The following is a 14,835-nucleotide window of genomic DNA, read 5'->3' as shown; positions in this document are numbered from 1 at the left end:
GCGCGAGGCGCTTGCGAGAACGCAATTTTATTGAGCGCAACTTAGCATGTCCCGTTTGATTTGAGCGAAGTTTAAGGCAGGCGCCTATCGGCCGTGTCGCATGGGTTAACGGCAGGCGGTGCGCTTGTCGTATCGGACGATCGGCGGCATTCACGCCAGCCTCGCAGCGGCCGCGGCGCCCGAGAGCCAGGCGCCCTCGACGCGCCCGCCGGCCAGCCAGTCGCCGGCCAGTACGATGCGCTCGTCGAGCGCGGCCTGGCAGCGATCGGCCAGCGGTTCGGCCGCCGGGCCGGGCCGTGCATAGCGCCAGCGATGGGTGCGTACCAGCCGCATTTGGCGGGTGGTCGTGCCGGTGATGGCCGCGAATTCACGTGTGAGCGTGGTGGCGATCGATTCCGGCGTGTCTTCCAGATGGGCGGCGCTGAATTCGGGGCCGGCATGCAGCGTCCAAAGACGGGCGCCAGTCCGGGTCTGGCCGGCCTTGTGGCTGTTATCGGCGCACCAGGACAGAGGACCATCCTTGACGAAAATCGCCTCGCACTCCGGTAGCGCCGGCGCAGCCAACACCAGCGAATGACAGGGCAGCAGCATACGCTCGGCCTCGGCCAGCGCGGGCAGGGCGCCCGCGTGTTCGCCGAGCAGGCGTCTTGCCTGCACCGCGGGCACGGTCAGCACGACGGCATCCGCGCTGAATTGGCCATGTTCGCCCAGATCGGCCCGCCAGCCCTGGCTCGTACGGCTCAGACGGCGTACCGGCTGGCCGCAGCGGACATCGATATCGGCCTGCTCGAATACATAGCGTACCCAGTGGTTAAGCCCCTCCGGGCCGATCAGGCGCTCGCGCTCGTCGGGGGAGCGTTTGAGCTGCCAGCCGCCGACGCCGTGTTCGGCCGTGCATACCGCTGGCGACCAGTGGGCGAGCACCCCGGCAGCCCGGTCGCGTTCGACGCGCGCGCGAAACGCCGCATCGCGCGCAGTGAAGTACTGGGCACCGTAATCGAACCACGGGCTGTGGCGATCGGGCGCGAGCCGGCGCGTGGCGCAACGGCCGCCGGGCCGTCGGGCCTTGTCGACCACGACCACGTCCCAGCCAGCGCTGTCGAGCGCCAGCGCCGCACTTGCGCCGGCAACGCCGGCCCCGATGATAAGAACTTTAGCCATCGTCGTATTGTCTTTGGCGTGTAGATAGCGCGCAAACGTTTATGAAATCGGTATGATCTGCGCTTTGTGTTCGATGCCTACGAAGCGCGGGGCCTGTCCATGCGTATTTTCTTGCGTGCCTGTCTTGCGCTGGGTTGGTCGCTAAGCGCCTGCGTCGCTGCCGCCCAGCCTGCCACCGGCGCGTATCCCATCGAGGATGGTCTAGCCGCGACGGTGGTCGGGACGCCGGCCGACTACAAGGCCGAGCTGCCGGCTAACCTCGATTTTGAAGTGCGCAGCCTCGCGCCGCTGGTCGAGCGTGAAATGCCGCCTACGTTGCGCTATGCGCGGCCGTTGCAGTATCTGCGCGTAATGCAGAAGGATCCGGCGCCGCTGGCGTACGTGATTGCCGGCACCGGAGCCAGCGCTCTGTCGAGCAAGTGCATCATGCTGTCGAGTGCCCTGTACGAGGTGGGCTATAGCGTGGCCTGCCTGCCCTCGCCCACGAGCATGACGTTCATGCTCGGCGCGGCGGAGCATCCGGTGCCCGGGCGCATGCGCAGCGATGTGCGCGATCTGTATCGGCTGATGCAGGCGGTGCGAGACGATCTCGACCCCAGCACGCAGGTGACCGGCTATGCCTTGACCGGCTGGAGTCTGGGCGCGACCCAGGCGGCCTTTCTCGCGCGTCATGACGAAACTGCCGGGCAGTTCAATTTCTCGCACGTGCTGCTGCTCAATCCGGCGGTGGATGTCTGGGCCTCGGTAAAGCGCATGGACGCCTTGCTGGCGGACAACCTCGACGGCGGCTTCGACGGCATCCCGGCGTTCGTTGCCCGCGGGCTGGGCGGTCTCAAACAGCTGTATTCCTCCGGTGATCCGTTGCGCTTCAACGAGGATTTCCTCTATCGCGCCTATCGTACCCAGGCGCCCGAGCAGGGCGATATCGCCGCGATCGTCGGCCTGGCGTTTCGGCTGTCGCTGGCCAATATGGCGTTTGGTGCCGATGTGATCACCCATGCCGACGTAATCGTGCCGAAGGATGTGGAACTCGGGCCCTATGATTCGCTCGATCCCTATATCAGGCGCTCCTTCGAAATGTCGTTCGAGGACTATTTCGAGCGTCTGCTGCTGCCGTACTGGAACCGCGACGGTCGTCAGCTGGCGCGCGCCGACCTGATCGCCGAGTCCGATCTGCGCAATATTCGCGCTTATCTTGCCGGCCGTGGCGATATCGGCGTGTTCACCAGCGAGGACGACCCCATCCTCGATGACGATGAAATCGCTTTCTTGCGCGATACCTTCGGCGCGCGTGCCCGTATTCGGCCGCGGGGTGGGCATATGGGTAATCTCGGTTCGGCGAATTCCATAGCCGCCTTGCAGCAATTCTTCTCACGGCCCGCGCCATGAACAACCGCATCGCACGCATCCACGCACGGCCGCCGTGCGCCGTTCTTCTTCTGCTGTGCCTCTGGCTCGGCGGCTGTGCGAGCACTCCGGTGCCGCAGTCCGTGAGCCCGGACACGCCCGACGATGTGCCGGTCGCCGAGACCACAGCCAATCCGCTGGCGATCTACGATCCCTGGGAAGGGTTCAACCGCCGCGTCTATCGTTTCAATGCGCTGGCCGATCGCTATGTGCTGATGCCGGTGGTGCAGACCTACCGCACCGTAACGCCCGGATTCGCGCGTACCGGTGTACAAAACTTCTTTTCCAATCTGGGCGAGATCAATACGTTCGCCAATAGCGTGCTGCAGGCCAAGCCGACCAGCTCGGTGGTCACGTTGTCGCGCTTCGCGCTCAATACCACGGTGGGATTGGCCGGGCTATTCGATCCGGCCTCGGCGATTGGCCTCGAGCAACGCAACGAGGACTTCGGTCAGACCCTGGGTTATTACGGCGTCGGTGCCGGGCCGTATCTGGTGCTGCCGTTCTTCGGGCCGTCCACGCTGCGCGACAGCATCGGCTTGGCCGGCGACCAGGGGCTGATTTTCGCGCTGGATCCGCTCCAGCTCGACGACCACCCATGGGCACGCGTGCCCTACTGGGCGTTGTATGCCATCAACACGCGCGACAGCGTGAGTTTTCGCTATTACCAGACGGGCTCGCCGTTCGAATACACTCTCGTGCGCCTGGTTTACATGAACTATCGCGCGCTGCTGATCGAGGAATAGCGCCCCACCGGTTCGCTCAGCGTTCCGGCGTATCGATCAGGCTCGCCAGCCCTGTGCCGATGTCGGCGGCGGTGCGGCGCACCCAGTGCAGCGGGTCGGCCAGGGCCGCTTCCACCGAGCCGGCGCGTTCGACCAGCGTATAGCAGCGCGCGAAGTGTGAGCCCAGCTCGGCACGGGCCTCATCGGTGATCGTGCCGGAAAGCAGAACCGTCGGCGTGTGCCCGGCAGCCCGCGCGATCGCCAGCGGCAATTTGCCCGAAAGCGTCTGCGTATCCGAACGGCCTTCGCCGGTAATCACCAGATCAGCCTCGCCGAGCGTGTGTCTGAGCCCCGTCATGTCCAGCAGCGTGTTCGCACCGGAGCAGAGTTCGCCGCCAATCAATGCCAGCGCGAAGCCAAGCCCGCCGGCCGCGCCGCTGCCGCGTTCGCCGGCGAGCGAATCCGGCGCGGCACTGTTCGCCAGACGGCTGAATGCGGCTTCCACGGCTTGGATGTCCGCTTCGCTCAGGCCCTTCTGAGGGCCGTAGACACGGCTTGCGCCCGTGGGCCCGAGCAGCGGATTGTCTACATCGCAAAGCACCCGAATTCGACTGTGCTGCAGGCGCGTATCCATGGCCGTGAGATCGATCCGGTCCGTGGCGAGCAGCCCGTCCATGGTGGGCGCCACCGTATCGCCGTGCACGTCGAGCGCACGCGCACCCAGCGCACACAGCATGCCCAGGCCGGCATCGTTACAGGCGCTGCCGCCCAGGCCGATAATGAAATCGCGCACACCGCTGTCCAGCGCCGCTGCAATCAGTTCGCCCAGGGCATGGCTGCCGCGTGCCTGCAGGCGCGGCGCGTCGTCGCGTGCCTCGATCAGCGGCAGACCCAGCACCGTAGCCGATTCGATCACGGCAATGTCGGCGTGATCACGAAACCAGGCGGCCTCGATGCGCTGGCCGTGGATGGCGACGATCGGTGTGGTTTGCCAGCGCACCTGCCGGCCGGCCGCCAGACAGTCGAGCGTGCCTTCGCCGCCGTCGGCCATGGGGGCGAGCGTCAGGCGTGCGTGTGGGCAGACCGTCTGCAGCCCTTCGGCGAGCGCATGGGCGATATCGAGTGCGCTCGCGCTGCCCTTGTAGCTGTCGGGCGCAAGCACGATATGTGGCGTGGCGTCGTTCATGCCGGGTCCGGCTGGCCCCGCAGGCGCGGCCCGGCCGTGGGTTCGAATTGTGCGGTCATGTATACAGGCGGGTTTTGAATGGGATGGAAATACGGCGACGAGCATACGCGCCACGGCGTTCCCATCCTTCGATCATAACGCGTTGGTCCCGGTCGTGGCCGTCGCTCGCGGCACTGTCCGAACAGGGCATCTGCCGAGCGTTGTCATCGAAACGGATAATTTTTCCGGTCAATAATGAGAGCTTGTGCATGCGCGCGCCGCGGCCAGCGGCAGGGAAGCTATTGGAAGAGGCCGCGCACAGATCCCGACGCTTGGCTCGCGATAGGGTCGAACACAGCTGAATACATCCGCTGTCTTGGCGCCGAATGAATAATGCGTGCGCCGATGTGGCGGGCCATGCATCGCGCGACCGGATGGCGTTGGTGCCCGATATTGGCGAGCAGCAGTCGCCCCTTGTGCTGCCATGGTGAGCCGGCGCGAGTCTGATGGCCGGTCCGAAAATCGCGATGGCGCAGCCCCAATCCGCGTCGATCCGACCAGTCGGTCACGGTGTCGCCAGGCGCGGGTTGAGCAATCACTGGGCGCTACGATCGACTCGTGAGCGGCGCGCTGTCGGCCCCGGGCTCGGTCGGACGAGCCCGACGCAAAACTGCGGCGCTATCCAATGCGCGGCCGACACAACGGCGGTGGTCTGGAATGCCCGGACTTTTCTCGGCATAAAGTGACGCTTAGCGTCATTCTTTTGGCGTTTATGCCACCAGCGTCAGGGTGTTTCTGCCAATATATGTCATACGTTGTCGTAAGTTATTGAAAATAAAAAGGACTAAAACCGGGCACGACGATTGCAATATCTGACCCGTTAGATCGATTCGCACGCGCTGGTCGGGGGTTTCTGCGACGTGCTACTGGCACTTCGTATCGCCCATGGCGGTGCGCTGACACGAGGGGATGACAGCATGCACGTGGCATTACAAACTCTAAATCCGGTTCAACAGGCCGGCCTGGTCGTCGATGAGAACCTGGAGCTGGTCAAGCGCATCGCCTGGCGGTTACATCAGCGTTTGCCCGACTGTGTTCAGATCGAAGACCTGATCCAGGCCGGCACGATCGGTCTGCTCGAGGCCTGGGAGCGTTACCAGCCGGGTGAACAGGCCAGTTTTTCCACGTTTGCCGGCATTCGTATTCGCGGTGCGATGCTCGATGAAATTCGCCGCGGCGACTGGGCGCCGCGTTCGCTGCATCGCGCCGCGCGCGCGGTAAAGCAGGCACGCCTGGATATCGAGCGCCGTTGCGGTCGTGCTGCGCCAAGTAATGAAGTCGCGGCCGCGATGGGCATGCCCCTGAACGAATATCGACGCCTATGCGACGATGTCGCCCTCGCGCATGTGGGCAGCCTCGATGCCGTCATGGTCGAGCAGCCGTCATTGGAAGTGTCGGCCGGTATCGAGTTTGCGCCGGATGCCACGGTCGAATATCAGGATATGTGCGACGCGGTGCAGCGGGCGTCCGCCCGCCTGCCGGAGCGCGAGCAGCTGCTCATGCATCTTTATTACGAAAGCGGCTACAACCTGCGCCAGATCGCCGAACATCTGGGCGTGTCGGAATCGCGGGTATGCCAGCTGCACGGCCGTGCAATCCGTCAGATTCGCAAACTGCTTGGCGAAGCTGCCTGAGCCGCCATTGTGACAAGTACCTCGTAACTGACCGCCTCCGGGCGGTCTTTTTTTGGCTCTCAAGACGGGCGGGAGCGCTTCGCGGCTGGCGGTGTCGGCATGTAACCTAGGCGGCTGCGTCCACCGTCCGGCTTTTCGATGTTTTATTTTGCCTACGGCTCGAACATGCTGATAGCCCGCCTGGCCGAGCGCGTGCCCAGTGTGCGCCCGGCCGGACGGGCCTGGCTGACCGGCCATCAGCTGCATTTTCATCTCAACGGCAGCGATGAATCCGGCAAGTGCAATATCCTGTTTACCGGAAACGATAGCGATATCGTCCACGGTGCCCTGTATGAGCTGGACGCGGATCGGCTGGACCGGCTCCATGCCGCTGAAGGCCCACCCTATGCGTTTGTCGAGCTGGAAGTCGGCACGCCGCAAGGCAGCGTGCTCGCGGCCACCTATCGTGGCCGCCCCGAATATCTGGACGATGGGCTCGTGCCCTTCGACTGGTACCGGGATTTCGTCACCCACGGTGCGCGCGAGCACGGTCTGCCGGCGGACTATATTGCGCGCTTGGAAGCGGTGCCGACATGGCGCGACGCCGACTCACGGCGCGCCGCGCACAATCGCCGGATTCTCCAGCACCAGGCGACCAACGTCGTTCGGGATTCGGCAGCGCGCTAGGGCCTGTTAACACTGGCGCCCATCGTCGCGTTGCCTTGCGGAAATTCACCCGGCAAGACGCGAGGCGAGATGTTTGCTGTGCCCAATGAGCGACCAGCAACGCGGCAGGGTGGATTGTTCGGACGCAACCCGTCGGCACGCCGGCCCCTGCGCCATTATTCAAGCCGTGCGATCCGGCCTTGCAGCTCGCGCCTGTCGCAAAGCGATACCACGCTCACCGCGCGCCACCGTTAAGGCAGGCTCGGCGTCAACGCGGGGCTGGCGTCAGCGTGTTCAGTACGCGCCTGTCAGCCACGCCAGCGGGCCAGGGCTGTTGCGTGCCCCGCGGCCTAGTGCCGCGATATCGCCGTTGAGCAGGTCGATGGCCTCGCTCAATCCGTCGCGCCGGTGCGCATGGGTGGCCTGGGCATAATCGTCCGCGCGTTCGAGAAAGGTGCGCAGCACGCCGGGCGTGAGTTGGTGCAGGGATGCGTTCGTACCGACACCCATGCGTCGAACTGCCTCGGCGTTGAGGCGTTGTTCCACCGCGTCCTCGGGCAGGGCAAGTACCGGTTTGCCCAGATGGATCGCCTCGGAAAGCAATTGATTGCCGGCCGTGCTCACCACCGCGCCGGCGGCGGCCAGATCAGCGATGAAGCCGTTTTGCGAAGGTGCCTTGAAGTGCAGGTTGGCGCGCTGCCCGCGTTCGGGCGTGCCGTAGACGATGACCGGCGCGCCGCAGGCGCGTAGCGCGGCTTCCATGGCCGCGTTGTACTGGTGTGCGCCCTTGTTGAGATAAACCAGCACGCTCTCGCCGCGGCTGGGGCTTGCCTGACGCACCGGCTCGCGCAGAATGGCGCCGACCGTGCGGACTCGCTCGTGGCGTGGCTTGGCCGGATAGAAGCTGGATACGATCACGCGGTCCGGATCGCCCATGAAGGCACGATAGCCCAGCCCGTCGCGGCGCCCGGCCAGCGCATCGCCGGGGGCGAAATCGCAGTGGCAGAAAGCCATGATGCCGACATGATCGAAGCCGATGCGCGCAATGCCGTGGTGGCGGGCAAAGCGGTGACTATAGGTTTCGGAATCCGAGATCACGATATCGGGCGCGAATTGCGCCATTTCGCGCCAGACCGCACGCGTGCGCGGTCCCGCTACCAACAGGTCGGCCACTTTTGGCGCGTTGTGGCGTAGCGTGCGTCGTGCGCAGATACGGCCCTTGGGTCCGTATTGATAGCCGATGACCGGAATTTCGACGCTGTCGTGATCGGTACACAGCATTTCGTGGGCGTCACGCCCGGCAAACACGCGTACCTCATGATTGCGTTCCAGCGCAGGCAGTACCGCGGCCGTGCGCATGGCGTGGCCACGACCGTAACCCATCACCGCATAGGCGATCCGCATGACAACACCCGATTCATATGGCGCGGCCAGTATCGGGGCGGCGAATGACGGGAATATGACGCCCGTGCCGTCTGCCCAGCCTTATGCCAGCGGCATCTGGGCTTCGAATTCCACCAGCAGTTCAGGCCGGCACAGCGGCGCGTGCAGCAGGGCCAGCGGCACGCCGGGCGCGCGTTCGGCGGCGATATCAGCGACTGCCGCAGCGTTTTCAGGGTCGCGAATATAGGCTTTCAGGCATTGCAGGGCGCTCAGGCCCGGGCTGTCGGACCAGCACGCCGCGCTTTGCATGACCGCGCTTACGTTGTCGAGGGCTTCGTGAGCCTGGGCGGCCACGTCGCCGATATGGCGGCTTTCATGGCCCACGATGCTGGCGGTGCCGGAAATCAGCAGATAGGGCGTGTTGCCCAGCTGTACGCGCCCGCCCCGGGCGAAGGCCGGCGCGCGACGGCCGTAGTCGCGCGGGTAGGCATACGCGCTGACCTGGCGCGGATTTTCGACCGGCACCACCGACGTATCGCCCAGCAGGGCGTGCATGCGCAGGCCGCGGCGATGGCTGCTGACCAGGGTGGCCGGCGGTAACACCGGCATGCCGTGTGGCGCGGCGTCGAGGGCCTGGCCGCGGCCCAGGCAGAAACGCCGGTAACGTTCGTCGTCGTCTTCACCTGCGGTGACGTTGGATAGCCAGTGCCAGATGCGCTGGACCTGGCCCAGGCCGAGGCTGCGCTGCAGACGAAAAAGCGCGCCATACGTATCGATGGCGGCCTGCTGGATCTGGTGCGGCGATTCGATATCTTCGCCGTCATCGATATGCAGGGCCGCAAACGCGAAGCCACCACCGACGACATAGTCCCAGCCGTCGGCATGGCCGCGTTCGAGCGGGGCGGCGACCTGCCATGTTTCCTGATCGAAGTCGCCGCCCAGGGATATCAGCGGACAGCTGAATACGTCGGCTTCAGCCGCATGGCGGACATGAATCGAGCCGGTTGCCTCGGATGCTTGCGCGCCGCTATGGGCACGCCAGCTTACCGTGGCCGCCTGGGCAGGCGCGTCGGGCATAACAATCGCGGGTCAGTCGAAGGATGACGCAGTTTAGCCCGACGACTGACAGGGCAACAAAATCCAGGCCACCCGCGAACCGCGATACTGGGTGCGATGGCTCACCGCGTCCACGGCGGCGGCAGCGGTCAGCGCCGGGCCTTCCAGCGCCGTGCAGCCGTCACCGAGCGGTGCGTAGCATGCCGCGGAGGTGGCCTTGAACAGGCCGACCACCGGTACCCCGGCGGCCGCGGCCAGATGCATGGGGCCACAGTCGGCGGCTACGAAGCCGTTGAGCCGCCCGAGCAGCGCGGCGAGCACGTCGAGTTCGGCGATCGACACGCTGGCGATACCGGGCTCGATCGGCTCGGGCTGGTCGGGGGCTCGAATCTGTAACAGTCGCGCGCTGGGCAGGCGCTGCTTGAACAGTGCAACAAACTCTTGCCACCAGCCGGTTTCGAGCTGTTTGGCGCCGGTCGCCCGCGTGAAGAACCCGACGGTGGGCGTGGTGGATCGGACCGGTGGTGTGAAGGCGGCCTGCCAGTAGCGTTGCGCCGCGGCATTCGACGGGCCGTGCGGAAATACGGCAAGCGTTTCGAAGGTTTTCCACGAAAAGTCGGCGACGCTGGAGGTAAGCAGCTCCACGGGTTGGATCGCCTGATGCCGGCTTTCTGCACGCGGCGCGGCATGGGTGAGGCGCACCCACTGATCGCGTGCGGCAAACCCCATGCGCTGGCGCGCGCCGGCCAGTGCCAGGGCCAGGCGGTTGCTGGCCGAGTTGCCGCTGGGGTCGATGGCCAGATCGTAGCGAACCGAGCGCAGCTGGCGAAGAAGGCGGATGGTCGCCGGCAGCGATCTTTCCCGTACCCACACCTGACCGATGGCGGGCAGGCTTTCCAGCAACGGTTTTTGGCGTGGATCCTCGATCACCACATCGATGGTGGCCGCTGGCAGAGAGGCCGCCAGGCTGCGCAGCATTGGCGTCAGGAACAGGATATTGCCCAGGCGTTTATTCAACCGCACCACGAGAATACGGCGGGTATCCCCGGCCAGCGGGCGCGAACGCGGTTCCACCGTGCCGAACAGGCTGGTCATCAACCGGTTGAGCCGCTGTCGGTTGCCGCGGCGCAGGCGTTTGATCCAGGCCTTGATGCCGGTCGCGTTCACATCGCCAGTCTGCGCCATGTGCGCTCCTGCTGAGTACGAAAACGCGCTGATGATGCGCTTACGGCCCTGCGCGAACCGTCAATCCAACGTCAAGAATATGTTAAGGCATCGGCGCGTTGGCCCGTTCGTGAGCACGAAGGCCGGCTACGCCGCGCCGGTTCATACGGTTCTGCCAAGCGGCGCAAAGCGGACCTCCACGCGGGTGCCTTCATGCGGTCGACTGGTCATGCGCAGCTGCCAGTCGTAGCGTTGCGCGACGCGTTGAACCAGATATAGACCCAGCCCCAGGCCGGCGCCACGGCCGTGGCGAAAGCCGCGCTCGAATGCCTGGCGTCGTTGTTCGGCGGTCATGCCGGGGCCGTCGTCGGCAACGCTGAGCACGCCGTCGGCCAGCGTGACCCGGATATGGGGGCCGCCGTGGCGCATCGCGTTGCGTAGCAGGTTGCCGAAGACGATGACCACGGCGATGCGCGGCGCTGCCAGAGGGCAGGCATCAAGGGCGGCGACTTCCACCCGGCTCTTGCCGAGCATCGGTTTGTAGGCATCGAGCAGTTCGCCGACCACGAGATCCGCCCGGCATTGTTGCTCGCTGGAAATGCTGCGGTCCTCGTCGCGGGCAAGGAATAGCAGCGATTCGATCAGATCGGCCATCTGCGTCGAGGCGCGTTCAATTCGCGTCAGCGGCGCGCTGTCGGCAAAGCGTGGATCCTGATGCAGAACCTCCAGCGCGCCCTGAATGACGGCCAGCGGGGTGCGCAGTTCGTGGCTGGCGTCGGCGGTAAAGCTGCGTTCGCGTTCGACGAAGCCGTCCAGCCGCTGCATGAAGCGGTCGAAGGCCCGGGCGATGGCGCCGACCTCGTAGCCGTCGAAGCGTTCGGCCAAGGCCGGCCCGGGCGCACCCGGTTCAAGACGGGCCACGTGATCGGCGAGCTGATTGATGGGTTTCAGGCTGAGCCGGGCGATCCAGATACCCAGCGGTAGCGCCAGAGCAAACACGATCACGACCGCAGCGATCAATGCAGCCCGAAACACCGACTGTCGGGATTCGATCGCGGTGGTGTCGTAAGCCAGAAAGGCGCGCTTGCCGTCGATGACGGTACTGGCCACCCGGTAGCTACGTCCGCCGTAGCTGAGGTTGGCGCCGCTGGTGTGCAGCGGCAGCGGCTGCAGTGGCTCGGGCAGGCTTTGCAGTTGGTCGGGCTCGACGACGAAGCCCTTGATGGTGGCCGAATTGGGCAGCGCGGCCTTGCCTTCGATCGGGTACTCGGCTTCCAGCTCGCTGAGCTCGTGGGCGACCATGCCGTCCAGCAAATCGTGCTCGAGACGCTCGTTGATCGCGAACAGGGTCAGTACGATCAGCGCGGCCATGACGGCCACGAACAAGGCCAGCGCGGCGGTGACCCGAAGCTGCAGGCTGTGAAGCGGGCGAAACAAGCCTAGGCCGTGTCCGGCGCGATCAGGCGGTACCCCATGGTGGGTACGGTATGCAGCAGCGGCGTGCCAAACGGTTTATCGATGGCCGCGCGCAGAGCATGGATATGCGTGCGCAGGGCTTCCGAATCCGGCGGATGGTCGCCCCAGATCGCGGTTTCCAGTTCATGGCGCCGCACCAGTCTGGGGGAGGCGCGCATGAGCACTTCCAGCAGCCGCAGCGCGGTGGGCGTGAGGGTCACGCGCTGGTTGTCGCGCGTGGTCTGCCAGGTGTCGAGGTCGAGCACGAGATCGGCCACGCGCAACACGTGCTGACTCTGGCGCGGGCCGCGATTGCCGAGCGCGGTCAGCCGCGCATCGAGTTCGAGCAGCGAAAATGGTTTGATCAGGTAGTCGTCGGCGCCGGAGGCAAAACCGGCCAGCTTGTCGTCGAGGGTGTCACGCGCGGTGAGCATGAGAATCGGCGTCTGCCGGTCGGCCTCGCTGCGCAGTCGTGTGCACAGGTCAAAGCCGTCGATACCGGGCAGCATCAGATCCAGCACGATTGCGTCGTAATCGTTGACCACCGCCAGATGCAGGCCGGTGACGCCGTCGCTGGCAGAGTCCATGACGTGATGGCGGGCCGAAAGAAAATCGATGATATTGGCGGCAAGATCCTCGTTGTCTTCAATCACGAGTATGCGCATAGTCGAAGTCCCCGCCCGAGCCATATTGCCGAAAGAAGCGCCTGGCACGATGCCATGCATATCAACCCTGCCATGTTATCTGTATTTGCGTTGCCAAGGGCTTACGCACGACACGCGAGCGTTGCTTACGGCGCCCTTCGTTTACCACCCATGGGCCGCAATACCATGACTGATTCGACACTGGCCCTCTTTCGGCCTGCTGCGTTGGCGGGGGACACACGATGAGAATGGCGCGCTCGTCGGCGGTGGTGTTCACCGATCTCGATGCCACGCTGCTCGGCCACGACGATTACGACTGGCAGCCGGCGGCCCAGGCGCTGGCGCTGCTGGCCGCGCACGATGTACCGGTGTGTATCGTCACCAGCAAGACCGCTGCCGAAGTAGCGGCCTTGCGCATCGCGCTGGGCAACGCGCATCCCTTTGCGGTGGAAAACGGCGGCGCGGTGGCGGTACCGCAGGGTTATTTCGACGGTGCGCGCTGCGATGCCCAGACGCCGGTTGCCCTCACCACGCTGGGTGCCGAACGCGACGCGCTGCGGTCGCTTGTGATCCGTTTGCGCAGCGAACATGGTTTTCGTTTTACCGGTTTCGGCGATATGGAAATCGATGATGTCGCCGAGGCGACCGGCCTGGATAAAGCCGGCGCAGCCCAGGCCCTGGATCGCAGCGCATCGGAGCCGCTGCTATGGCAGGACAGCCAGGCCGCACTCGAAGCGTTTTCTGCCGAGGTGGCCGCGGCGGGCCGGGTAGTCCGGGTAGGCGGGCGTTTTGTACATGTGCTCGGGCAGGCCCACAAGGGCGATGCCTTGGCCTGGCTGCGCGCCCGCTATGAGCGCGCGCACGGCCCGATTCTTGCTGTAGCGTTAGGCGATAGTGGCAACGATGCCGACATGCTCGAGGCCGCGGATATCGGCTACTGGGTGGCGCGGCCCGACGGCAGCTATCATGCGCCGGCGACCGGACATATCCGTCATGCGCGCGGTATCGGCCCCGCCGGCTGGGCCGAGGCTATCGAGGCGTTGATCGCCCACCACGAAATCTGAACGAGGGGACGGTATGGCGGATTTTCATCAGAACGGCTTGATCACGACCTTGCATCGCCTGGGCGATCGGCCGATCGAGGCCCTGGAGACCGAGCTGCGTGACTTTGGCAAGCGGCGCGCCATGTCTTTGATCCTGCCGTGCCTGTATTCGGAACTGGAAGGCGATGCGCTGCCGCATATCGTCGATGAATTGTCGAAAGTCGAGTATCTCGACGAGATCATCATCGGGCTGGACGCGGCCGACGAGGCCCAGTTCGCGCACGCGCATGCGTTTTTCGGGCGTCTGGGCCAGCACTTTCGGGTGCTGTGGAACGACGGCCCGCGCCTGCAGCGGCTCTACGATCAGCTCGACGCTGAAGCACTGGCGCCCGAGCGACCGGGCAAGGGGGCCAACGTCTGGAACTGCATGGGCTATTTCCTGGCCTCTGGCCGGGGCCGCGTGCTCGCCATGCACGACTGCGATATCAAGACCTACGACCGCGACCTGCTCGCCCGACTGTTCTATCCGATGGTGCATCCGAACTTCACCTACAAGTTCGCCAAGGGCTACTACGCCCGGGTGGCTGACGGCGCGATCAACGGCCGGGTGGCGCGCCTTTTCGTCACGCCACTGGTCCGGGCGTTGATGACGGTGGTAGGGGAGATGGAATATCTGCGCTATATGGACAGCTTTCGCTATCCGCTGTCCGGCGAGTGTGCAATGACCGCGTCGGTGGCCGAATCCATTCGTATTCCCAGCGACTGGGGCCTGGAGATCGGGATTCTTGCGGAAGTGCATCGCAACTACACGCCGAATGCGATCTGTCAGGTCGATATTGCCGATGCCTACGATCACAAGCACCAGCCCGTCTCCGATCACGAGGCCGATACCGGGCTGGCCAAGATGAGCGCCGATATTGCCCGCGCGCTCTATCGCAAGCTGGCCACCTACGGCGTGGTGCTCACGCCGGAAACCGTTCGCACCATCAAGGCGGCGTATCTACGCAATGCGCTGGACACCGTCGAGCGGTTCTATTTCGATGCACAAATTAACGGCTTGAGCTACGATCGCCATAAAGAAGAAAAGACGGTGGAAGTCTTCGTCGAGGCGATCATCAAGGCGGGCGAACAGTACGTCGCCAACCCCATGGAAGTTCCGTTCATGCCCACCTGGAACCGGGTGCGCGCTGCCTTTCCCGATTTTCTGGCCGACTTTCATGCGGCCGTAGAGGCCGATCACGCAGAAGCCCTTGCTGCCAGAAGGGGTTGAGTCTATCGGTGCAATGCCTGCGC

General features: G+C 64.8%; 13 protein-coding genes. 6 read left to right on the top strand and 7 right to left on the bottom strand.

Features of this window, described 5'->3' with window-relative positions; genetic code table 11:
- Positions 1-150: 150 nt before the first annotated feature.
- Positions 151-1,161: an NAD(P)/FAD-dependent oxidoreductase gene (locus tag C84B14_RS01815; protein WP_353221598.1), complete on the bottom strand. Its 1,011-nt coding sequence runs from the start codon at positions 1,159-1,161 to the stop codon at positions 151-153.
- Between the two features lie 99 nt (positions 1,162-1,260).
- Between C84B14_RS01815 and C84B14_RS01810 the strand changes: the two genes are divergently transcribed.
- Together C84B14_RS01810 and C84B14_RS01805 are read left to right on the top strand one after the other, a co-directional pair.
- Positions 1,261-2,550, top strand: coding sequence for an alpha/beta hydrolase (locus C84B14_RS01810; protein WP_353221597.1), 1,290 nt, complete (start codon positions 1,261-1,263; stop codon positions 2,548-2,550).
- Complete coding sequence (locus C84B14_RS01805; protein ID WP_353221596.1) at positions 2,547-3,314, top strand: MlaA family lipoprotein; 768 nt, start codon at positions 2,547-2,549, stop codon at positions 3,312-3,314. Before C84B14_RS01810 ends, C84B14_RS01805 begins: the two co-directional genes overlap by 4 nt.
- A gap of 16 nt (positions 3,315-3,330) precedes the next feature.
- On the opposite strand, the gene C84B14_RS01800 is transcribed toward C84B14_RS01805, so the two are convergent.
- Positions 3,331-4,479, bottom strand: coding sequence for a glycerate kinase (locus C84B14_RS01800; protein WP_353221595.1), 1,149 nt, complete (start codon positions 4,477-4,479; stop codon positions 3,331-3,333).
- An 899-nt stretch (positions 4,480-5,378) separates the two neighbouring features.
- Here C84B14_RS01800 and fliA point away from each other — a divergent pair.
- Together fliA and C84B14_RS01790 are read left to right on the top strand one after the other, a co-directional pair.
- On the top strand, positions 5,379-6,152 hold the full coding sequence (gene fliA, locus C84B14_RS01795; protein ID WP_353221594.1) for an RNA polymerase sigma factor FliA: 774 nt from the start codon (positions 5,379-5,381) through the stop codon (positions 6,150-6,152).
- Between the two features lie 138 nt (positions 6,153-6,290).
- Entirely contained in the window at positions 6,291-6,818 is a 528-nt protein-coding gene (locus C84B14_RS01790; protein ID WP_353221593.1) for a gamma-glutamylcyclotransferase family protein, read from the top strand.
- A gap of 273 nt (positions 6,819-7,091) precedes the next feature.
- Here the strand turns inward: C84B14_RS01790 and C84B14_RS01785 are convergent, their stop codons facing one another.
- The 5 genes from C84B14_RS01785 to C84B14_RS01765 form a co-directional block, all read right to left on the bottom strand.
- A complete protein-coding gene (locus tag C84B14_RS01785) occupies positions 7,092-8,201 on the bottom strand; it encodes a glycosyltransferase family protein (protein ID WP_353221592.1) in 1,110 nt (369 codons plus the stop codon).
- A gap of 81 nt (positions 8,202-8,282) precedes the next feature.
- Positions 8,283-9,257, bottom strand: coding sequence for a chorismate transformation FkbO/Hyg5 family protein (locus C84B14_RS01780; protein WP_353221591.1), 975 nt, complete (start codon positions 9,255-9,257; stop codon positions 8,283-8,285).
- Positions 9,258-9,290: 33 nt separating this feature from the next.
- Positions 9,291-10,421, bottom strand: coding sequence for a glycosyltransferase family 9 protein (locus C84B14_RS01775; protein ID WP_353221590.1), 1,131 nt, complete (start codon positions 10,419-10,421; stop codon positions 9,291-9,293).
- Between the two features lie 141 nt (positions 10,422-10,562).
- Entirely contained in the window at positions 10,563-11,837 is a 1,275-nt protein-coding gene (locus C84B14_RS01770) for a sensor histidine kinase (protein WP_348765770.1), read from the bottom strand.
- A gap of 2 nt (positions 11,838-11,839) precedes the next feature.
- Positions 11,840-12,520: a response regulator transcription factor gene (locus C84B14_RS01765; RefSeq protein WP_353221589.1), complete on the bottom strand. Its 681-nt coding sequence runs from the start codon at positions 12,518-12,520 to the stop codon at positions 11,840-11,842.
- Positions 12,521-12,741: 221 nt separating this feature from the next.
- On the opposite strand from C84B14_RS01765, the gene C84B14_RS01760 reads away from it, so the two are divergent.
- Positions 12,742-13,563, top strand: coding sequence for an HAD-IIB family hydrolase (locus C84B14_RS01760; RefSeq protein ID WP_353221588.1), 822 nt, complete (start codon positions 12,742-12,744; stop codon positions 13,561-13,563).
- A 13-nt stretch (positions 13,564-13,576) separates the two neighbouring features.
- A complete protein-coding gene (locus tag C84B14_RS01755) occupies positions 13,577-14,812 on the top strand; it encodes a glycosyltransferase family protein (RefSeq protein ID WP_348765773.1) in 1,236 nt (411 codons plus the stop codon).
- Positions 14,813-14,835: the final 23 nt, after the last annotated feature.

Origin of the sequence: Salinisphaera sp. C84B14 (assembly GCF_040361435.1) — a bacterium.
In the GTDB taxonomy this organism is placed as follows: Bacteria; Pseudomonadota; Gammaproteobacteria; order Nevskiales; family Salinisphaeraceae; genus Salinisphaera.
The sequence above is the reverse complement of the archived record's forward strand: the minus strand, read 5'-3'. Positions and strand labels throughout refer to the sequence as shown.

What these genes read in the sequence shown, in the direction of transcription:
- C84B14_RS01815 (WP_353221598.1), bottom strand. Translation starts at nt 1,161, where the DNA reads ATGGCTAAAGTTCTTATCATCGGGGCCGGCGTTGCCGGCGCAAGTGCG.
- C84B14_RS01810 (WP_353221597.1), top strand. Translation starts at nt 1,261, where the DNA reads ATGCGTATTTTCTTGCGTGCCTGTCTTGCGCTGGGTTGGTCGCTAAGC.
- C84B14_RS01805 (WP_353221596.1), top strand. Translation starts at nt 2,547, where the DNA reads ATGAACAACCGCATCGCACGCATCCACGCACGGCCGCCGTGCGCCGTT.
- C84B14_RS01800 (WP_353221595.1), bottom strand. Translation starts at nt 4,479, where the DNA reads ATGAACGACGCCACGCCACATATCGTGCTTGCGCCCGACAGCTACAAG.
- C84B14_RS01790 (WP_353221593.1), top strand. Translation starts at nt 6,291, where the DNA reads ATGTTTTATTTTGCCTACGGCTCGAACATGCTGATAGCCCGCCTGGCC.
- C84B14_RS01785 (WP_353221592.1), bottom strand. Translation starts at nt 8,201, where the DNA reads ATGCGGATCGCCTATGCGGTGATGGGTTACGGTCGTGGCCACGCCATG.
- C84B14_RS01780 (WP_353221591.1), bottom strand. Translation starts at nt 9,257, where the DNA reads ATGCCCGACGCGCCTGCCCAGGCGGCCACGGTAAGCTGGCGTGCCCAT.
- C84B14_RS01775 (WP_353221590.1), bottom strand. Translation starts at nt 10,421, where the DNA reads ATGGCGCAGACTGGCGATGTGAACGCGACCGGCATCAAGGCCTGGATC.
- C84B14_RS01765 (WP_353221589.1), bottom strand. Translation starts at nt 12,520, where the DNA reads ATGCGCATACTCGTGATTGAAGACAACGAGGATCTTGCCGCCAATATC.
- C84B14_RS01760 (WP_353221588.1), top strand. Translation starts at nt 12,742, where the DNA reads ATGAGAATGGCGCGCTCGTCGGCGGTGGTGTTCACCGATCTCGATGCC.
- C84B14_RS01755 (WP_348765773.1), top strand. Translation starts at nt 13,577, where the DNA reads ATGGCGGATTTTCATCAGAACGGCTTGATCACGACCTTGCATCGCCTG.